Here is an 18,672-nt window from a genome sequence, read left to right on the forward strand (position 1 = left end):
GGTCATCTCGGGCATTTTTGGCAATGTTCATGCAGATGGTGAATAGTTCCTGTGCAACGCCTATGGCAAGTAAGGGTGTTTAAGGTAATAAATAAGCGGATTACGGCAATGATTCCCTAGGAGGCGTCTGGGCTGCCTTGGGGCAAGCACTCAGCCTGGTGCCGGGGACGCGTGTGCTCGACCTCGCGAACGGATCGGGCGAGATGCTGTGCAACTGGGCACGCGCCCACCATCACGGGGACCGGGTCGGACGTCGCTATCGGCCGGTACGTCGTACGGCTTCGGCGCAGCTCTTCCTGCGGCGCCGTATGGGCCGAGGTGCGCACGCATGCGCGCAGCGGGGTGCGAGAGGTATCGATCAACGCCGGACCGGAAGAGCACCTGATGGCATACCCGAAGAGCGAGCCGGAAGGCAGCAGCAGCCCGATGGTCGCCACGTCGAGTCGCTGGGCAGAGAAGGCGTGCGCGGTGGTGGCAGCCAAGCTGGCATGCACGAGCAAGGACGGCTCTGAGGTGGTTCCCGCTCCGGCCGATTGGCGTCCGGTGCCCGTGGTCCGCCTCTGAGCCGTTTGCCGAGGCTGGTCAGGGCGGCGTCGCACGTCTGGATACGGCTGTCCTGGCCGTCTTGCCCCCTACAGCCGGACTCCTTCCGCACCAGTACCGTTGCACGCTCACGCGATGCGGATACGGGACCTCGGGGGCGTGCCCAGTGGCGGGGAGCGAACTGATACTCGGTAAGACGATCGCCAAGGCGCGCAGGCGCAAAGGATGGCCGCAGCGCGATCTGGCTGCGATGAACGGCCGGTCGGAAAGCTGGGTGTCGCGGGTCGAGCGGGATGTGTTCCCGGTCAACAGCCTGGATCCGTTGCGTCAGATCTCCGATGTCTTGGGCATTTCTCTGGCCGAACTTCTTGCTGCTGTACCGCCGCCCGGACGATCGCCGGTATCGGCTCGGCGTCGGTCCAGCTCGACTAGGGTTGTTCGCCATCTTGGTCCGGAGGAGGGTGACGACCCCGTGCGACGCCGCGAACTTCTGGCCGCTGCGGCGGTGGTCTTCGCCTCTCCTCTGGCCGGGGCAACGCCGACCGAGGCCAGCACCCTCGCCCCGCCCGAAGACCTCCTGCTTATGGCACTGCCACTGTGCCGAGGAACAGTGAGGTGTCACCGGTCGGCGTCACTGCCGCGGTGAAGACATCCCGGCAGGAGAAGAGAGCTGGTTGCGGTTGGTGGCTTCCTGTGCGAGTCGCTGGCCGGCTGTGAGAGGCGGTGGGCCTGTGCAGACAGGGGCGCGGGCAGCCAGGAGGCGAGCGTCTGGGCGCGGTCGTCGGCGATGGGGGTAGAGGGGGTGGGGGTGTGGTCGAGGCGGCGGCGGTACAGGCCGGTGGCAGGTTCGATCGGTGGCAGGCCGTGGTGGACAGCGGTGAGGGAGACGCGAGCTGGGATGGCTAGACCATCGGCGTCGAGGTCGCCGTAGTAGAGAATGCGGTGGACTTTGGGGAGTTCCCTATGCCGGGCATCAACTGGTCGCGGGTCTTGCCCGTGCGCAGTTCGCGGCGCAGGACGGCGGCGGCGTTGGTTTTGACGTAGAGGTGAGTCTGGAAGTCTTCGCCGGTGTCGTGGTCGAGGTGGTGGTGGCCGTCGCGGGCGAAGCAGTAGGTGCAGACCCGGAACGTACCACCTCCGAAGATCCCGGAGCGGTTCAACGTAGAGGGCGACGTCCATCTGACTGAAGGGCCCGCACCTGTGGTCCACATCGTGGAGAACCCCAGCGTCATGGCCCTCGCCCTACGCCGCTTCGGCCTGCGCTGCCCGCCGCTCGTCTGCACATCGGGCTGGCCCAACAGCGCGGCGATCCACCTCCTGCGCCTGCTCGCGCACCATGGTGCGGCCCTCCGCTACCACGGCGACTTTGACGGCGAAGGCATCCGCATCGCTGCATATGTACTGGACAAGACGCCCGCCCGGACCTGGCGCATGGGGGCGGAGGACTACCGCGCCGCCGTGGTCCGCACCCCATACGGCCCTCCGCCCGGCCGCCTCACCGAGGCACCCTGGGACCCGGAGCTGATTGTGGAGATGAACGGGCACAGCACCGCTGTGGTCGAGGAACTGATCGCCGACATACTCCTGGCAGACCTGGCCGATGCCGCTCGGTCGGATGGCATGACCGGCGGCAACTGATCAGGTGGTGGGGGCGACTGCCCACCGTGTGACATACATCGGTGTGGCACATACGCGAAGCTTGATACATGACGATGAAGCGAACCAACGTCTACGCCGATCCGGAAGACCTCGCCATCATCAAGGAGGCGGCGAAGCGGCGGGGCATCAGTGAGGCCGAGATCATCCGCCAGGGCATCCATCTCGCGGCAATGGCCAACCGCGTCTGGGACGAGCCTCTGTTCTCCCGCACCTTCGAGGGGTCTGGCCGTACGCCGACCAAGCGCGAGGTGCATGATGTGGCCGTGATGCTGTAACTGACGCCGTTCGCCGTGAGGCCTAGACCGGATCCGCCGCGTGATCATCGTCATCGCGGACACGTCCGGACTGCTGGCGGCGCTCGACTCCACCCAGCCCGAACACGAGTCGGCGAATGAAGCGATCATGGCCGCCGGGCTGGTGACGTCCCTCTGCTGCTTGCCGAGACCGACCACGTTGCCACGACCTGGACCTAGCGGACGCCGTGAACGTAGCCCTCGCCGCCGACTACGACACCGACGCCGTGCTCACCCTCGACCAACCGCGACTTGCGCGCCGTGCGCCCGCTCGGCCGGCACAAAGCATTCCGGGTACTGCCCGACGATCTGCCTCTCTGACGACGCCCATCCCGGCCCAACCGAAAGGTGCAACCGGATGGGCTTGCGATGGAGGGCGACCAGGCTCAACAGCGGCTCAGGCAGCAGGGGCACAGCGTCCGAGCGTGCGTCAAACGGTTGCCCGTAGCGCACGCAGCGCCCGTAACGCGCTGACCTCCGCCCGGGCGAGGGCGGCTGACACGCGCCCGAACAGCGCCGAGGCCTGGACGCGGTTCGGTGCCACGGGGGGCTGCCCACCCCGATGGAGCGGGAAGGTGGCGCGAGGAAGGCCACCAGCTCCCCCTGAACATCGTGCAGTTCCGCGGCGAGACGCGTGACCGGCGCATCGCCGCTGCATCGATCATCTGCCCTGCGGGCACGGCTTGTTGGGCCTGCTGAGGAAGAAGGGAAGTCACGTCCCCCACACTCCCTTGCGGGAAAGACCGGTTGTAACGCGGGGGCGGACCCGGCCGGCACCAAGGCATGGCCCGGACAAGGGCGGTGCGGCCTCAGCATCCCGATGCTTCGAGGAGTTCGTGCAGAAGATGGGCCGCGGTGATCACGCCGAGCAGGTGCGTGCCGTCCTTCGCCTTTTCGGCCACGGCGACCAGTGGGCTGCGTACGCGGGCCATGGTCGATCACATACTCCGGCACCAGGACGGACCCCGCTGACCTGCGCTGGGTCCGCGCCGACGGAGCGATGGTGCCGCTACGAACGGCGAAGTATCAGGTCAAGCTTTCTTGACTACGCTGGACTTGAGCTGCATGGGGCCAAACCCGTCGATCTTGCAGTCGATGTCATGGCCGTCCACGCCGTCCACGAGCCGGATATTGCGCACCTTGGTGCCTGCCTTGATCCCGGTCGGGTTGCCTTTGACCTTCAAGGTCTTGATCACGGTTACCGAGTCGCCGTCGGCGAGCACGTTCCCGACCGAATCCTTGATCACCTTGTCCCCGGTGTCAGCGGTGGAGTCAGTGGACGCGCGTGACCACTCATGCCCGCACTCCGGGCAGATCAGGAGCGCCCCCATCTCGTAGGTGTACGCGCTGGAGCACTCGGGGCACGGCGGCAGGTTCTCGGTCACTGAGACAGTGTATTTCAGCCGGTGAACCGCCTCGGGCCGCAGGGCGTGCCCGACCTGCCCAGTGCCCCGGACGCTGTTCAGAAGCTTGCGCTCGTCGTCGGCACCGCTGCAGCCTCCGCCGCAGCGCTGCCCGGCGTCACGTAGATGTGGATCTTATCGAGCCTTTATATGCCCCTTCACTACCGTCACTAAGTCCGATTTGTGGCGTGAGGTGGCTCTGTGTGACGCGACGGCCACTTAGAAGGAGATTCAGTGCATCTGTCACCCAGCCCTGACCTGCCCCCCGACGGCACGAGGCCGGCCCGTCGCCGCATCCACCCGATCGCGCTCCTGGCAGGGGCCGCAGCCACCGGCTTCGGCGCTCTTTACGTGACGGGCCTGCTGGCTTCCGGTGATGAGGTGCCGGCGGGCACGCGGGTGCGTGGGGTGGACATCGGCGGGCTGAGCCGCTCACAGGCTCAGGAGAGGCTGGACCAGCAGATAGGCAGGACCTGGCCGGAGCCGGTGAAGGTGCGCATTGGCGGATTTACCGCCACCATCGACGCGCGTGCGGCCGGCTTCTCCATGGACAGTGCGCAGACCGTCGCCCGTGCCGCGCGGGCGGGCGCCGACCCGCTGACCGTGATCGGCCGCCTGTTCACCGGTGGTGACCGCGACATCGAACCGGTGATCCGCGCCGACGAGGCGAAGACCCGCGCGGAGCTGACCAAGACGGCCACGCAGTACGACGGCACGCCCCGGAACGGCGCTATCTCCTTCGAGCAGGGCAAGCCGGTGCCCGTAGAGCCCCGCAACGGGCAGTCCCTCGATGTGCGCGGCGCGGTCGAAGCGCTGAGCTCGGCAGTCCTCAGCCGGCAGGCGGGACCGGTCGCTCTGCCGGTCCGGCGGAGCGAACCCGCCGTCGACGCGGCAGAAGTGAACCGTGCCATGGCGCAGTTCGCCAGGCCCGCGATGTCGGCCCCGGTCACGGTGACCGTAGGCGGACGGCAGATCCCCATCAGCCCCGCGACGGTCGGCAAACACCTCACGATGAAACCGGACAAGACCAACCGGCTCATCCCCGAACTCGACGGTGAGGCGCTCCTGCGGGATCCGGCGGTGGCCCGCCCCCTGGCGCCGGTCACCGGCAAGATGGCCGAGGCGCAACTGCGCCTGGACGGCGACCGGGTGGTGGCCTCGGACGCCAAAACCGGCCGGGAGGTCACCGCCAAGGGGCTTGAGCAAGCCGTGCTGCCCCTGCTGACCAGGACCGGGGCGGCCCGTACCGCAGCGCTGGCCGCCAAGGAGATACAGCCGAAGCTCACCCGTGACGCCGTCGAACGACTGGGCATCAAGGAGAAGATGTCCACCTTCACGGTCAACTTCGAGCGCGCCCCGTACCGCACGACGAACGTCGGCCGCGCCGCGGAACTGATCAACGGGTCGGTCGTGCTTCCCGGCAAGACCTGGAGCCTGAACCGCACCGTCGGTGAGCGGACCAAGGCCAACGGCTTCGTGGACGGCATCATCATCCAGAACGACCAGTACACCAAGGCGGCCGGGGGCGGCGTCTCCACCGTCGCCACCACCGTCTTCAACGCCCTCTTCTTCGCGGGCGTCAAACCGCTGGAGCACGGGGCGCACTCGTTCTACATCGAGCGCTACCCGGAAGGCCGGGAGGCAACGGTGGTCTGGGGCAGTCTCGACCTGAAGTTCAACAACGACTCGGGCAACGCCATCTACATCCAGGCCAGCGCTACGGACACCTCCGTCACGGTCAGCTTCCTCGGCACCAAGAAATACGACTCCGTCGAAGCGGTCACGGGCCCTCGCACCAACGTGAAACAGCCGGGAAGCCGCCCCGGGGCCGCGAAGAACTGTCTGCCGCAGACACCGCTCGAAGGCTTCGACGTCAACGTCGACCGGGTCTTCCGCTCTGACGGCAAGGAAGCCAAGCGAGAGACGTTCAAGACCCACTACGTGCCTCGCGACGAAGTCACCTGCGGGCCGAAAACCGCTGACCGACCGGCCGACGACAATCGCTCGGCCGATTCCCCACGTGAACGGTGAGACCTGGTGTGCGGGAGCGCTCGGGGTCGGGCCTGTTCGCGGGTGCATGGTTGCCCCGAGGCGCTGTCAGGGGGTGTGACCGTTTTCCGTATCCCGAACCGGGCCTTCGCTTTCGGCGAGTTCGGACCACTCGGGATCCGGCCCACCGCAGGCTCTGACAGGGCCGAACAGGGCACCCTCGACCTGCTGTCGGACCTGCGGTGGAACGGCCGTGAGATTACGCGAGGATCGAGAGGGAGCGGTGCCCATGCTCGGCGTCTCGGCCCCGGCCGCTGGTGTGCCGGCGGGGTCAGTCGTGGGGGCTCTCCGGCCGCGCCCCCCGCACGGCATAGAGTGCTCCGCCCACGACGAAGGTGCCGGCTGCGGCTGCCCATGCGGCGGGCTGCGGCCCCGGTTGCACGGCCCAGGCCCAGATCATCGCGGCTCGGCCAGGGGCGCCACCGCCTGCCAAGGACACCGCGCCGAGATACGCGACCGTCGGCAGCCAGCTCAGCCGGGCGCCGATCACTGTTGCGGCCACCGCAGTGATCCCCACCGCCCCTACGAGGTTGCGGACCATCACGGGGGCACCGAACTCCTGCGCGTGCCCTGGCACGGCGAGCGCCAGTGTGCCGGCGGCGAGGGTGGTCAGCGCCAGCAGATGAGCCAGCCGCCGGGGCCACGCGGGGCGCACGGCTGTCCGCTCCAGCTCCGCAGAGTGCTGGTAGAGGCTGTTGCCGATCACCGCGGCGGCGATCATCGGCGCGAGTGCCATAACAAGGGGCACGTGCTGGTACGGGTCCGTGTAGGCGTTCAGCCGGTGTGCGCAGACGGCGGCCAGGAGCGCGGTGCCGAGGAGCGTGGCCACGGTGAGCGGCAGGGCGCGCGAGCGGCAGTAGAGGACGAGTCCGTACGTTGGTGCGTAGGCGGCTGTTTCGGGCCTCATAGGGCGGGCACCCCGCTCACGTCGCAGCGGCCCGCGGTCGCGAAGTAGCGGCCGAGCCAGGCGCGCCGCTGGTCGTCGCGCATGGTCGTGAGGTGGGACAGCGCCCGTGCGTTGGCCTTGGCATCGGCGTTTGCCGTGGCGTTGCCCCACTCGCGGGCATTCTCCTCCGTGGTCTGCCGTCTGCGCTCACTGAGGCCGTTGGAGACCAGCCAGTCCCGTACGGCGTCGTCGGTCCTCTGGGTCGGGAAAGTATCGCAATCGCGCGACGTCAGCGCTGCCGCGGCCTCCCACGCGAACTGCTCCGGTTCGGCCAGTTCACCGCGTACGACGCTCTGACCGAGGTAGAGCGTGGGCAATTCCGCCTCGCCGCTACGGGGAGCACGGTGCAGGTCCTCGAAGCGGGCGGGGACGTTCGCCACTCCGTCGAGCCGGCTCGTGATCCCCGACAGGGCGCGCGAGACCTCCGGCAACAGGTCGCGGTTCAGCGCGTTGACGCACACGCGCGGAGACGAGTCGTTGCACACCTGCGCCTTCCCGGCGGGGTTCGGGTGCCACATGTCCTCGCCTGTCCGCATGAGGGGCACGGCCGCGGCGGCCGCGATGGCCAGGGCCGGCAGTGCGGCGTACCAGTGACGGCGGGCGGCGTACGCGAGAACGGCCGCGGCGGCGAGACCGCCCGTCCACGCTGCCATCGCCAACGGCTGCCACCAGACCGGTAGTGCGTCGCCGCCGCCGTGGGTCGTGGCCGGGCTGAGGAAGCGGAGCGCCGCCTTCTGGTCTGTGGGCAGGGCGAGTGCCACATATGCGCAGCCGGCGAGGGCCAGCGCGGCCAACCGCCACCGCACGAGCCGTCCGACGACCATGCCGCCCAACGCCACCGCGGACAGGAACACCGCGTCCGCCGCCGGCGGGGAGGCGTGCGGCCGGCCTGACGAGGCGTACGGCCAGGTGGCCGCCAGTGTCCCGACCGCGGCGAGTACGTATCCGGCGAGGACGCCGAGTACCACCGGCGCCGCCGCCACCAGGAACTGCGCGAGCGGGCCCCTGGCGCCGCAGACCCGCAGCTCCGCTGTGCGTGACCGGCGCTCCCGGCCACCCTGCCAGCACCCCGCGGCAGCCGCCAGGGGGCCGCCGAGCAGCACGGCCGCGGTATGCAGTTGCAGCTGAGCCAGTCCCCAACTTCCCTGCCAGTAGGCCGCTTTGGCCGCCAGTGGCAGAGCGAGAGTGAGGAACGTCGCGAGCGCGATCCAGCGGGCGGGGCCGCTGCGCACCTCGGCGAACAGCGGGTGGTGAGTGCGGCGGGACGGCTGCGCAGTGCCGGGGACGGACGGTCGGGAAAGGGTCGGTGCGCTCATCGGTGTGCCCCCGCGGTGGTCGCCGCCTCGGCGCGGTGGCCGCGTAGGGCTGCCGTGTAGCCGCGCTCAATGGCGTTGCCGCCGATTCCCGCGCCGTCCACACTCTCGCCGAGCCCGGCGAGTGAGGCAGGCGTGCCGCGGTAGGCCACCTGGCCGGACTCGACGAGGGTCACCTGGGTGCACGCCACGGCCACGTCCTCCACCAGATGGGTGGAGACGACAACCGTGCTTTCGCCGCCCAACTCCTTTAGTAGTGAGCGGAATTCGACCCGTTGCTCGGGGTCGAGTCCGGCGGTCGGTTCGTCGAGCAGCAGCACGTCCGGATCGTTGACGATGGCCTGCGCGATACCGACCCGCCGCACCATGCCGCCCGACAGCGTCTTCACCTTGGCGTCGATTCGGTCCGTGAGCCCGACCCGCGCGACGGCCCGCTCGACCGCCGTCGCGGCCTCGGCGCCCGGCATTTCCTTCAGCCAGGCCACGTAGGCGACGAACTCCCGCACGGTGAAACCCGGGTAATACCCGAAGTCCTGCGGCAGGTAGCCGAGTCTGCGCCGGGCCGCCGCCAGTTCCCGGTGGCCGGACAGGTCGTGACCCAGCAGTTCCACGCGTCCGCCGTCGGGGCGGGCGACCGTGGCCAGTACCCGGATCAGGGAGGTCTTGCCGGCGCCGTTCGGGCCGAGCAACCCGTGTACTCCGGGGCTGAGGTCGAGGTCGATGCCGTCAAGGGCGACGGTCTTGCGATGCCGGACGGTCAGCCCGGTGACGCTTATGGTGCTCGGGGTGGTCACGGATTCTCCAGACGGTCGAAACGCAGGCCCCGGCCGGAGCCCGGGCTGAAGTCGAATGAATGGCGGCGCAGGGCGAGCACACCCGCGCAGAGCGCAGCGGCCACGGCCCAACCCCCTTGCACAGAGGCCCCCGAGAGGTACTGAGCCAGCTGCTCGGCGAGCGCGGTCACCGGGAGGATCCGGCCATCGCCGCCGCTGTCTGCCCCGCCGTCGCCGTGCGCCGCGAGCGCCGGCAGCAATACCGCGAACGTCCAGCCCGCGGTGACGATCCCGGTGGCGGTCCGGCACCCGACGTACGAGCCGAGCGCGAGCGCTCCCAGCGCCAGCGCCAGCCCCGGCAGCAGCCAGGCCGCGGCGCCGGGCGCACCCGGGGGACCCGGCAGGAAGGCGCCCACCGTGGTGAGCAACGGCACGCTCACCCCGAGCACGGCGGCGGCCCTGGTCAGCAGCAGCCGCAGCCCGCCGGACGGCGTCGTGGCGCTGATCTCGTACATCGGATCGGCATGCGGCCCGTACGAGAGCGCCACGCCGGCGAGCGGCAGTACCGGGGCGAGCGTGAGAAGCAGGGGACGCGCGCCGTCGAACCCGGCACCGTATGCCAGCCCTGCGGCTGCGGCACACACCAGCAGCAGCGCGACTACCCACGATCCCCGCAGGGCCGGCCCGGCGGCCCAGAGTGCGCGGCCGAGTTGACGGTTGAGGGCGGGAGAGGGGTGGCGGGCGGAGCCCGCGGTCTCGTGCGGCTTCGTCTCCGCCTCCTCCTCCGCAATCGCGAGGAGCACCGATCCCCGTACCTCTGCCAGTACCGCCGTCGCGACCCCCGTCGTACCGACCGCCCTCGATACCGCGGTCGCGCACGGGGTGCATGCCTCGACGTGCTTCTCCAGGGACCACGCGTCGGGCTCGGGGAGAGACCCGTCCGCGTAGCGCGCGCTCATAGCGGCGTCCACGTGCCATGCCGACGGGGCGGCATCCCGTCCGCGACCACCCCGGTGTTCGTCTTTCCACGTCATGCGAGGTCTCCCAACGGCATGCCACCATCGGACAACTGGGACAAGAGGGTGCGCAGTTCGCGGCGGGCCCGCATGGCCCGGGTCTTCACCGTGCCCTCGGGTATCCCGAGCAGAAGCGCGGCTTCGCGTGTGGTCAGCCCATCGACGACGGTGGCACGCAGCACCTCGCGCAGCTCCGGAGAGATCCGGTCGAGGGCAGTGCCCACATCCCCGTACTCAAGCCTGGCCAGGACCCGTTCCTCGGCGGACGGCGCAGTCGCGGCCGGCTCGTACTCGACGCGCTCGGCCCGTGCCTGCGCTCGCTGCGCGTCCACCAGCCGCCGCCCTGCGATCACCCACAGCCAGCCGCCGGACTCACCGCCCCGGTAGGTACCGGCGGAGCGCCACACGGTGACAAACGTGTCCTGGAGGACCTCGCGCACGGTCTCCGGGTCCCCGCACCGCCGCGTCAGCCGCGCGTGCAGCCAACCGGCGTGCCGGTCGTAGAGCGTGGCCAGCGCAGCCTGATTCCCCCGGGCCACGGCACGCAGCAGCACCGCGTCGTCATCTCGGTCTCGGTCTGCCCCCATGGGGCGAAACAGTCTCACGCCCTCTCTATCGCTCGGCGGACCGCGGTTGGTTCATGAGGCACACGCAAGGGGCTCTGGACGAAGACGGAGGCGAACACGGTGAAGGCTCCGGCCGCTGAGCGGTCGGAGCCTTGGTTCAGCCCAGTGAGGCTCGGTGTCGTCCGCGTCCTTGCCGTCACGAGGGGCGCCAAAGGGACAAGACTCGCCTCGGCGGCTTGGGAAATCTTGTGCACCTCAACACGGCAAAACCCCGAAGCCGTGGTTCAGGCAGTGCCGTAGAGTCCGGCCAACTCGGCGATGGCGCGGGTCATCTCAGCTCGGGCCTCGGGAGGGCCGAGGACCTGGACGTCGGTACCGAACTGCAGCAGGTGGCGGACCGCCTCCACGACGGGGTAGGCGACCTCCACCCGCAACCACTCGTCGGTGCCGGGCTCTGGGACAGGCGGCCCGGTGAAGTAGCCGTCGGCGATACGGGTCACCATGTCCAGCCGCTCCCGGCGCAGCCGGACGGCGATCGTGACGCCGACGCTGCGGTCTTCCACCTCGCGGCGCAGGTCGTGCCAGACCTGGGTCAGCTCCACGCCGGGGCGGCGGCGTGCTTCGGCCTCGATGACGCTGACCTGCGACAGCCGGTCGGTTCGGAAGAGCCGCGGCTTGCCCTTGTGGTCGGCGACCAGGTACCAGGTGCCGGCCTTGGCCACCAGCCCGTAGGGGTCGAGGGTGTAGGTGCGGAGCGCGGTCCGGCCGCCGTGGCGGTAGCGGACGCGCAGCCGGCGGTCGCTGAGGACCGCGGCGTACAGGGCCTCCAGGTCGGTCTCGGGGCGGGGCGCGGCATGCCAGCGGTCCGGTTCGACGAGGATGCGGCGGCTGGTCAGCTCGGCCGCCGGGCGGTGCGGCGCGGGCAGCGCGGCCATCACCTTGCGCAGCGCGGAGCCGAGGGCGTGGTCGAGGCCGAGCGCCGAGTGTGCGCTCTGCGACGCCAGGACGAACAATGCGCGCGCTTCGTCGGTGGTCAGACCTGTGACGTCGGTGCGGAAGCCGTCCAGGAGCCCGATGCCGCCGTCCTGGCCACGCGCGGCGTACACCGGGACGCCGGCCGCCGACAGCGCTTCGACGTCGCGGTAGATGGTGCGCTGCGACACCTCCAGGCGCTCGGCGAGTTCCTTGGCCGGGACCAGGTCACGGTGCTGGAGCAGCAGCACGATCGAGAGGAGGCGGTCGAATTTCACCTGCGCAGAATATGACGGCGGGTGTCATATAAGCCCATCAAGATCGCTCCCGTTGGCACCGACGAAGGAGCAGGACTGTGGAGCGTCACGACATCGAGACCCTGGCCGCCCGTGTAGAGGGGCCCGTGCTGTTGCCCGGCCAGGAGGGCTTCGACGAGGAGCGGACGGGCTTCAACCTTGCCGTGCGGCACCGTCCGGAGGTGATCGTCGGCGCCGCGCGGGCCGAGGACGTGGCGGCGGCCGTTGCCTTCGCCGCGGCGCACGGCCTGCCGGTGGCCGTACAGAACACCGGGCACGGCTTCTCGGTGGCCGCCGAGGGCGGACTGCTGGTCACCACCCGGCGCATGGACGCTGTCCGCGTCGACCCCAAGACCCGCAGCGCGCACGTCGCAGCCGGCGCCCGTTTCGAGCAGGTGATACCCGAGGCGGCGCGGCACGGCCTGGCGCCGCTGAACGGCTCCGCCCCGCACGTGGGCGTCGTCTCCTACACCCTGGGCGGAGGGCTCGCGCTGCTCGGACGCAGCCACGGCTGGGCGGCCGACCGGGTGCTGGCCATGGACGTGGTGACCGCCGACGGGCGGCTGCGCCACGTCACCCCGGACGCCGAGCCGGAGTTGTACTGGGCGCTGCTGGGTGGGCGGGACAACTTCGGCATCGTCACCGGCATGGAGTTCGGCCTGGTCCCGGTGGCCCGTCTGTACGGCGGCGGGCTCTTCTTCGACGTCGAGGAGACCCCCGGGATCCTGGAGGCGTACCGGCAGTGGACCGCCACTGTGCCCGATGAGATGAACTCGTCGGTGGCACTGATTCCCTTCCCGGACGACCCGCAGGTGCCCGAGCCGATGCGCGGACGCCACGTCTGCCATGTGCGGATCGCCTTCACCGGCTCCCCCGAGGCCGGCGAGCGGATGGTCGAACCGCTCCGCCAGGCCGGTCCCCGGCTGCTGGAGAGCCTGCGCGACATGCCCTACGAGCAGAGCGCCGACATCCACGACGACCCCCCGGTCCCCATGCCGTGGGCTGCCGACGACGCCTTCCTGGCGGACCTGGACGGCGACACGGTCCGTACGCTCCTCAAGCACACCGGCCCCGGCACGTCGCTGCCGGCCATTGTGGAACTGCGCCACCTGGGCGGTGCGTTGGGCCGCCGACCCGAGCACCCGAACGCCGTCGGCCATCGCGACGCGCGCTTCATGCTGGCGGTCCTCACCCCCTTGACCGGCGTCTCCGCCGCCGACGCGCACGCGTTCCTGGAGCGCGTGTTCAAGGACCTGGAGCCCTGGACCAGCGGCCGGTTCCTCAACTTCATGGGCCACGGCGACACCGCCGATCAGGAACGGATCCGCACCGCCTACACCACGGACGACCACAGGCGGCTGACCGCGCTGAAGGCCGAATACGACCCCCAGAACATCTTCCGCATCAACTACAACATCCCGCCGCGCACCAGTCGGTGACGTCGACTCCTTGGAGGCCTCCATGACACCGTCGTCCGCGGATGTCGCCCCGACCGATCCCCACCTGCCGGCGCGTCGCTCGGCTGGCCGGCCGTGCACATCCGCCGGCCGCATCAGTGCGGCTCGTCGTCGTGATCGGGGTCGCGTGGGTGGCGGCGAGCGTCGCCTCCCTCGTCCTCAACTGGTGGGACACCAACGCCGTTGGCGCGGTGTGGACCGTCCTGCAGGCCATCCCCGTCTCGGTGTTCGCCATCCTGCAACTCGCCGCACTGCGCGGCAGAACCTGACCCACCGCTACCAAGCCCGCGCCAAGCGCGCCGGGCGGCGCCATCCATTCTTGGAGTCCCGCATGACCATAGACAGCCAGCCGGTGAACGCACCGGGCTCGTCCGTCACGTTCATCAACATCTTCGAAGTAGCCTCTGAACAGCTCGATGCGTTCGTCGCACAGTGGGAGCAACGCGCTGCACTCATGAGCACCAAGTCCGGGTTTCTCGACTCCCGGCTGCACCGGGCCCGTTCGTCGGAGACCCGGTTCCAGCTCGTCAACGTCTCCCACTGGGAAAGCCGGGAGGCGTGGGAGGCCGCCACTGCGGACACCGAGTTTCGCGAGCGCACCCGAGCCGCGCGCGAGGACCCGCAGACGCCGATCACGTCAAACCCGGGACTGTACGACGTCGCCGCCGAGTTCTCCGCAGTAGCAGCGGAGCCGAGGTAGTCACGCCGACCGCCCGCCGTGTCGGCCGCCCGCCGTGTCGGCCGCCGGGTGGGGCGGTCGATGGCCCGGATCGCGGAGTTTCCTGAGCCGGCTGCGGAACAGGCCTGCTGGTGGGGGCGCATCCTGGAGGTCCTGCACGGTCTGCCACCGGATGCGCCGGGCGGGACGAAGCCGCGGCCGGAGTTCGACCCGCGACAGCACTCGCCGGCCCAGCGCGAGCGGGCGCGCGCCCTCACTGCCCGCGGGCCTGGGTCCGCCGACGGCGGGCCGACTCGGGACGTGGCGCACCTCGACTTGATAGGCAAGTGAGCAGTTGCCTATCCTGAGGTCGTGGCCGCCGACCTCTTCAAAGCCTTGGCCGACCCCACCCGCCGCACCATCCTCGACGAGCTCGCGGAGAAGTCCGGACAGACACTGTTCGAGATCTGCTCGCGACTGAGCATGAAGCATCGGCTCGGCATCTCGCGCCAGGGGGTCTCCCAGCACCTCGCCGTGCTGGAGGCCGCCGGGCTCGTCGAGACCAGGCGGGAGGGCCGCTACAAGTTCCACGACCTGAACACCGCCCCGCTGCGGCAGATCACCGAGCGATGGCCCTTGCCCGACACATCCGGACCAGAGGAGAGCACCCCATGAAGATCCATCTGACCAGCGTCTTCGTCGACGACCAGGCCAAGGCCCTGCACTTCTACACCGAGATCCTCGGCTTCGTGAAGAAGCACGACGTCCCGGTGGGTGAGAAGGACCGGTGGCTGACCGTCGTCTCGCCCGACGAGCCCGGCGGCACCGAACTCCTCCTGGAGCCCGCCGGCCACCCGGCCGTCAAGCCCTACCGCGACGCGCTCGTCAAGGACGGCATCCCGCTCGCCCAGTTCGCCGTCGACGACGTGAAGGCGGAGTACGAGCGCCTGCGCGGCCTCGGCGTCCGCTTCACCCAAGAGCCCCTGGAGATGGGACCCGTCACCACCGCCGTCTTCGACGACACCTGCGGCAACCTGATCCAGATCGCGACACAGCCGCAGTAGCCGGTCGGCCGCGTGCGGGGCTCAGCCACGGCGAGGCTTGAGGACGGCGACCTGCGCACCGCCTTCGAGTGGCCCAGGCGCCAGACCGGCTCCACCCCGGCGCCCTCAACACCGTCATGCGCGACGTCAGCTCCCACCTCACGTCAACGGCCGAGCCACGCGACGCGCGATTCGAGCCTTACGGTCGTGACACACAGTAATCGCTGGCGGCCAGTTCGGCACGCTGCACACGACTAACTTCGCTTCCGAAGGACAGCTCAGCGTCAGTCGGGTCATCCCGGACCGTGACGCCTTGCCTCAGACAGTCCAGTCCACCCAGGCACGGCGACGGCGATGGCGTCGGCCGTGTCAGACGTGCGTGAGGAGACGCTCCAGCGGCCGGGGAACGCGCTTGAGGTCCAGGTGCGCGACCAGCGCCTGCGCGTAGAGCGCCTTGCGACCGCTGTGCGTGCCCATGAAGCGCCGCAGCTGGTGCTCCACGGGCCGTTCCCGCTGTGCCGGCTGGCCCTGGAAGGTATGGAAGGGGCGCATCTCGCCCTGGTCCTCGATCACCTGCTGCACGCCCTCGGCCCCGAGAGCGCGGATCAGCTCGTCCTCCAGGTCGGCGACGCACACGTGGAACCCAAGCGTCTCCAGTCTGGTGTGCGTGAGTCCGGACCCGAGCCCGACCCGCTCCAGATGGCGCCGGAAATGACGCTCCTCGCCGATGTCGCAGAGACCGGCCAGCGGGAGGCCGAGCCCCGGAGGACCACACACGTCCAGGAAACGCCCGATGCTCGTCGCACCTCCGAGCGGTACCACCGCGACGCCCTCCGCACCGAGGTCGCGGCCGTAGCGCGTGGCCAGCGCTTCGAGCGCGACCTGATCACTGCTCCCCTCGACGAGCACGATCGTCCGCACACCGCCGCCGGCCAGCTCCCGCGCCACCGCGGCGGCCGCACCCGCTCCCGCTCCGCCGGCCGCCCACGCGGCCACCGCCAGGCGGAATCGCCTCAACTCGTCCACGAAACCTCGCTTCCCGACGCCATCCTGGCACGGCTGAGATCTCGTACGCACGCACGTTTTCCGGGGGCAGTGACTCAACAAGACGGAGGAGGCGGCACCCTCCCGCTCCCCCCTCGGCGTCGCCGGACACGAAGGCTCCACCGCCATCGTCGGCCTCAACGGACTGCGCCTCCTGCGCCAGACCGCCTGGCCAAGCCTCACCAGGAACACCGCGTGAGCAAAGACTCCAGCCGCACCAACCCAACGTCGTTAGAGGAAAAGGCCGTTCACGTGAGACAGGGATCTCGGCGGCCAGGGTGAGACATGCCGGGGAGCCACAGGTCACAGCAGCGAGGAATGACGCGCGACTTGAGATCCCACACGGCACTCCAGGCCCTCGCGCATGACCAGTTGCACGTGCTGGCGCGTGGTGTGGCGCTTGCGGATGGGTGGTTCAGTCAGGACGTGCGGCGGTCCGGCGCAGACCTTGAGTCCGGCGCAGTTGGCGGCTGTGGCGCTCTGCCGAGCCTCGGGGAGCGCAACGGGCTGGTTCCACTCCATCGACCTCGCGACCGCCCGACCGCGCATCACTCACGAAGCTGACCAACAGGAAGGCGCACAGCATGAGTTCGGCGTTACGCAGACATCCCGCCACCTGGAAACCGCAATACGGCCCGGACAAGTGGGAGAGGCGATGGCCGACCCGCGCCTTCTCCAGAGCCTTCTTCCGGAATTTGGCTCTTCGAAACCCTTCGCCGCGTTCTTGAGCGGGGTCTTTCCGGCCAAGGGAATACGAGAACACCTTTGGTATGCGTACGGAGCAGGTCTTTCATCCCGTACCTCGTGAGTAATTCGGCAATCATCAGACGTGCCACCGAGACGGGATGGGTAAGAGCCGTTCGGACCTCGTAGTCACGCTTCGGAATCATGGGAAGGCAGACCGCGATGAGTATGCCTGTTGCGGCGGCGGCAATGATCCACCAGGTGCCTGCAGAGGAGTGCAGGGCAACCACTAAAGCGCAGGGCTAACTAACCCCAGGGCAAACTAGCTCCAGGTGAGCCACGCCCACAGCGCGAACGCCACGGCGAACGCGGCAGACAGTTGCACCGTCAGCCTCTTGTTCGCCGGGGCCGCCTTGCTGGCCGACGTGCCCAGCGGGTCCTCACCCTGCTGCACCGCTATTCGCATGTCTGCGCGACGCCCTATGGCGCCGAGAATCAGCGCGAGGACCACGGTGGAATAGATAGCGAGAAGTTCTCCGAGACCGTGCCCTCGCAGCTTCCCGAGCGCCGTCAGGAAACCTATCCCGACGAGGGGGACAAGAGCGATCTGGTTCCTGGACCGGGGTGTTGGCATCATGGGCAGCCAGACGACGAGGAAGAGGACCGTCGTGATGACGGCGATGATCCACCAGACACTTTCAGAGATGTGAGGGGCGTGCAACGTTCTCTCCCTTATCACTGTGGGGCCCGCAAAGCGGGCCCCACAGCTCAGCTATGCACAACGGGCAGTTAACCGAACAGGTCAGTGATGCCCGAGTAAATCGAACCGGCGGCGTCGCCGAAGACCTCCTTAGTCTTCGTGGCTCCCGACTTTACTAGATTGCCACCTTTCGAAACGGCGTCCTTGAACTTGCCACCGACGAAGCCGACTACGGTACCGGCCGCGGTGCCAGAATTCACCGCTAGTGAATCCGTGATCGACGCCGGTGAAGATGGAGCTGCCGACCCCGATGGCGCTTGTCCTGACCGCCGGGCAGGCCGCCGACAGTGCCCATTTCATCCCCGTCCTCGATATCGCGGGGATTCCGCGGCGGTCGGCACGGCGATGCGCGGCAGTGTCCCCATCGATGGGAGAAAACAGGTCTGGGTCGCTGTGGTTCGAGCTGTATGCCGAAGAGGCCGGGGGCAGGCGCGCCGACCCCCGGCGGCCGCGCCGCTAGGCCGGCGGGCCTATGATCGGCTCTAGCTCCCCCGGCAGCTCGATCGTGAGCGTGCCGTCTCCGTTGTCGAAGGCGGTCAGCGAGGTCAGGGTTCCGTCACGCCACCAGTACAGGTGTGGGGAGATGGGGCCGTTCCCTTCGTTGGCGTCGTTTTCGTACGATTCGAGGCCGAAGGAAGCCAGGGCTTTGACGGCCGTGCCCGCATGGTGGTCCATGATCGGGTGGAAGGCGAAGTGGTGCCGGCCGGGGACGGCGACCAGCACGCCTTCGGGCGGCGGGTGTCCGTGCGTGGTCCGCATAACCTCGTCGAGTATCAGCACCTGGCTCCCCACGTAGTGGGAGTCGCCGGCGACGAGGTGGAGGACCGTGCCGTCATCGAGCTCGACCGTGTCGTACTCGAACGGATCCTTCAGGAGGTTGGCCCGTCCGGCCGCCCGCAGCTTTTCCAGCCCGCCGTACTGCGCCACGTCACAGTCCCTGAGCATGCTGACGGCGTCGCCCAGGTCGAGGGAGAGGGCCTCGACGAGACCTTCCGCCACGGGCCGCGCGTACTCGTAGGCGTCGACGATCTCCGGCGGCAGCATGTCATCGGCTATCAGCCGGAGATAGACAAGCTCTGACATGTTGTCAGGATTGCGGTCGGGATGGCTGTTTGGGTTATGGAAGAAATTCACAGCAGGAGCGTAGGGCGCCCCACTGACAGTCCCTCACCGCGAAGCCGACACCGGCCGCTGCAC

At 69.1% G+C, this 18,672-nt stretch carries 22 protein-coding genes and 3 pseudogenes; 13 read left to right on the forward strand and 12 right to left on the reverse strand.

All coding sequences use genetic code 11. From position 1 onward, the window contains the following. Positions 1–131 precede the first annotated feature (131 nt). The 3 genes and pseudogenes from AB0I10_RS03495 to AB0I10_RS03505 form a co-directional block, all read left to right on the forward strand. Positions 132–258, forward strand: a pseudogene (locus tag AB0I10_RS03495) (SAM-dependent methyltransferase); the annotation flags it as partial. Then, complete coding sequence (locus AB0I10_RS03500) at positions 259–564, forward strand: DUF2690 domain-containing protein (protein WP_363150828.1); 306 nt, start codon at positions 259–261, stop codon at positions 562–564. A 145-nt stretch (positions 565–709) separates the two neighbouring features. After that, positions 710–1,189, forward strand: coding sequence for a helix-turn-helix domain-containing protein (locus tag AB0I10_RS03505; RefSeq protein ID WP_363150594.1), 480 nt, complete (start codon positions 710–712; stop codon positions 1,187–1,189). Positions 1,190–1,445: 256 nt separating this feature from the next. Here the strand turns inward: AB0I10_RS03505 and AB0I10_RS03510 are convergent, their stop codons facing one another. Further along, positions 1,446–1,703 carry a hypothetical protein gene (locus tag AB0I10_RS03510; protein ID WP_363150595.1) on the reverse strand — a complete coding sequence of 86 codons (258 nt, stop codon included), beginning with the start codon at positions 1,701–1,703 and terminating at the stop codon, positions 1,446–1,448. 52 nt (positions 1,704–1,755) lie between these two features. Here AB0I10_RS03510 and AB0I10_RS03515 point away from each other — a divergent pair, with 52 nt between their 5' ends. From AB0I10_RS03515 to AB0I10_RS03525, 3 genes and pseudogenes are all read left to right on the forward strand, one after another. Further along, positions 1,756–2,181 carry a DUF2399 domain-containing protein gene (locus AB0I10_RS03515; RefSeq protein WP_363150596.1) on the forward strand — a complete coding sequence of 142 codons (426 nt, stop codon included), beginning with the start codon at positions 1,756–1,758 and terminating at the stop codon, positions 2,179–2,181. A gap of 68 nt (positions 2,182–2,249) precedes the next feature. Then, positions 2,250–2,503, forward strand: a pseudogene (locus tag AB0I10_RS03520) (CopG family transcriptional regulator). Positions 2,504–2,517: 14 nt separating this feature from the next. Then, positions 2,518–2,816, forward strand: a pseudogene (locus tag AB0I10_RS03525) (VapC toxin family PIN domain ribonuclease). Between the two features lie 488 nt (positions 2,817–3,304). On the opposite strand, the gene AB0I10_RS03530 reads toward AB0I10_RS03525, so the two are convergent. Beyond that, positions 3,305–3,427, reverse strand: a complete 123-nt coding sequence (locus AB0I10_RS03530; protein ID WP_363150597.1) for a hypothetical protein — start codon at positions 3,425–3,427, stop codon at positions 3,305–3,307. Between the two features lie 99 nt (positions 3,428–3,526). Next, on the reverse strand, positions 3,527–3,880 hold the full coding sequence (locus AB0I10_RS03535; RefSeq protein ID WP_363150598.1) for a zinc ribbon domain-containing protein YjdM: 354 nt from the start codon (positions 3,878–3,880) through the stop codon (positions 3,527–3,529). Between the two features lie 321 nt (positions 3,881–4,201). On the opposite strand from AB0I10_RS03535, the gene AB0I10_RS03540 reads away from it, so the two are divergent. Further along, a complete protein-coding gene (locus tag AB0I10_RS03540; RefSeq protein WP_363150829.1) occupies positions 4,202–5,929 on the forward strand; it encodes a VanW family protein in 1,728 nt (575 codons plus the stop codon). A gap of 289 nt (positions 5,930–6,218) precedes the next feature. Here the strand turns inward: AB0I10_RS03540 and AB0I10_RS03545 are convergent, their stop codons facing one another. The 6 genes from AB0I10_RS03545 to AB0I10_RS03570 all read right to left on the reverse strand — a co-directional run bounded on the left by AB0I10_RS03545 (position 6,219) and on the right by AB0I10_RS03570 (position 11,811). Then, positions 6,219–6,854 (reverse strand): hypothetical protein, encoded by a 636-nt coding sequence (locus AB0I10_RS03545; RefSeq protein ID WP_363150599.1) that lies wholly within the window; start codon positions 6,852–6,854, stop codon positions 6,219–6,221. Continuing rightward, positions 6,851–8,209, reverse strand: coding sequence for a hypothetical protein (locus tag AB0I10_RS03550; RefSeq protein ID WP_363150600.1), 1,359 nt, complete (start codon positions 8,207–8,209; stop codon positions 6,851–6,853). Before AB0I10_RS03550 ends, AB0I10_RS03545 begins: the two co-directional genes overlap by 4 nt. Continuing rightward, entirely contained in the window at positions 8,206–9,000 is a 795-nt protein-coding gene (locus tag AB0I10_RS03555; RefSeq protein ID WP_363150601.1) for an ABC transporter ATP-binding protein, read from the reverse strand. Before AB0I10_RS03555 ends, AB0I10_RS03550 begins: the two co-directional genes overlap by 4 nt. After that, the gene (locus tag AB0I10_RS03560; RefSeq protein ID WP_363150602.1) at positions 8,997–9,938 is read right to left on the reverse strand and encodes a zf-HC2 domain-containing protein; all 942 of its coding nucleotides are present in this window, start codon (positions 9,936–9,938) and stop codon (positions 8,997–8,999) included. The genes AB0I10_RS03555 and AB0I10_RS03560 overlap by 4 nt, the downstream gene beginning before the upstream one ends. 71 nt (positions 9,939–10,009) lie before the next feature. After that, a complete protein-coding gene (locus AB0I10_RS03565; RefSeq protein WP_363150603.1) occupies positions 10,010–10,582 on the reverse strand; it encodes an RNA polymerase sigma factor in 573 nt (190 codons plus the stop codon). Between the two features lie 263 nt (positions 10,583–10,845). Then, positions 10,846–11,811 (reverse strand): YafY family protein, encoded by a 966-nt coding sequence (locus tag AB0I10_RS03570; protein ID WP_363150604.1) that lies wholly within the window; start codon positions 11,809–11,811, stop codon positions 10,846–10,848. 77 nt (positions 11,812–11,888) lie between these two features. Here AB0I10_RS03570 and AB0I10_RS03575 point away from each other — a divergent pair, with 77 nt between their 5' ends. The 6 genes from AB0I10_RS03575 to AB0I10_RS03600 all read left to right on the forward strand — a co-directional run bounded on the left by AB0I10_RS03575 (position 11,889) and on the right by AB0I10_RS03600 (position 15,008). Next, on the forward strand, positions 11,889–13,268 hold the full coding sequence (locus AB0I10_RS03575) for an FAD-binding oxidoreductase (protein WP_363150605.1): 1,380 nt from the start codon (positions 11,889–11,891) through the stop codon (positions 13,266–13,268). A 131-nt stretch (positions 13,269–13,399) separates the two neighbouring features. Next, positions 13,400–13,555: a hypothetical protein gene (locus AB0I10_RS03580; protein ID WP_363150606.1), complete on the forward strand. Its 156-nt coding sequence runs from the start codon at positions 13,400–13,402 to the stop codon at positions 13,553–13,555. Between the two features lie 62 nt (positions 13,556–13,617). Beyond that, the gene (locus tag AB0I10_RS03585; RefSeq protein WP_363150607.1) at positions 13,618–13,986 is read left to right on the forward strand and encodes an antibiotic biosynthesis monooxygenase family protein; all 369 of its coding nucleotides are present in this window, start codon (positions 13,618–13,620) and stop codon (positions 13,984–13,986) included. 60 nt (positions 13,987–14,046) lie between these two features. Continuing rightward, a complete protein-coding gene (locus AB0I10_RS03590) occupies positions 14,047–14,295 on the forward strand; it encodes a hypothetical protein (RefSeq protein ID WP_363150608.1) in 249 nt (82 codons plus the stop codon). 21 nt (positions 14,296–14,316) lie between these two features. Continuing rightward, positions 14,317–14,619 carry a metalloregulator ArsR/SmtB family transcription factor gene (locus AB0I10_RS03595; RefSeq protein ID WP_363150609.1) on the forward strand — a complete coding sequence of 101 codons (303 nt, stop codon included), beginning with the start codon at positions 14,317–14,319 and terminating at the stop codon, positions 14,617–14,619. Then, complete coding sequence (locus AB0I10_RS03600; RefSeq protein WP_363150610.1) at positions 14,616–15,008, forward strand: VOC family protein; 393 nt, start codon at positions 14,616–14,618, stop codon at positions 15,006–15,008. Before AB0I10_RS03595 ends, AB0I10_RS03600 begins: the two co-directional genes overlap by 4 nt. Positions 15,009–15,356: 348 nt before the next feature. Here the strand turns inward: AB0I10_RS03600 and AB0I10_RS03605 are convergent, their stop codons facing one another. From AB0I10_RS03605 to AB0I10_RS03615, 3 genes are all read right to left on the reverse strand, one after another. Then, the gene (locus tag AB0I10_RS03605; RefSeq protein WP_363150611.1) at positions 15,357–16,013 is read right to left on the reverse strand and encodes a TOPRIM nucleotidyl transferase/hydrolase domain-containing protein; all 657 of its coding nucleotides are present in this window, start codon (positions 16,011–16,013) and stop codon (positions 15,357–15,359) included. Positions 16,014–17,037: 1,024 nt separating this feature from the next. After that, positions 17,038–17,436, reverse strand: a complete 399-nt coding sequence (locus AB0I10_RS03610; protein WP_363150612.1) for a hypothetical protein — start codon at positions 17,434–17,436, stop codon at positions 17,038–17,040. A gap of 495 nt (positions 17,437–17,931) precedes the next feature. Then, positions 17,932–18,558, reverse strand: coding sequence for a hypothetical protein (locus tag AB0I10_RS03615; RefSeq protein WP_363150613.1), 627 nt, complete (start codon positions 18,556–18,558; stop codon positions 17,932–17,934). Positions 18,559–18,672: the final 114 nt, after the last annotated feature.

This window comes from Streptomyces sp. NPDC050636 (assembly GCF_040654775.1).
Taxonomy (GTDB): Bacteria; Actinomycetota; Actinomycetes; order Streptomycetales; family Streptomycetaceae; genus Streptomyces.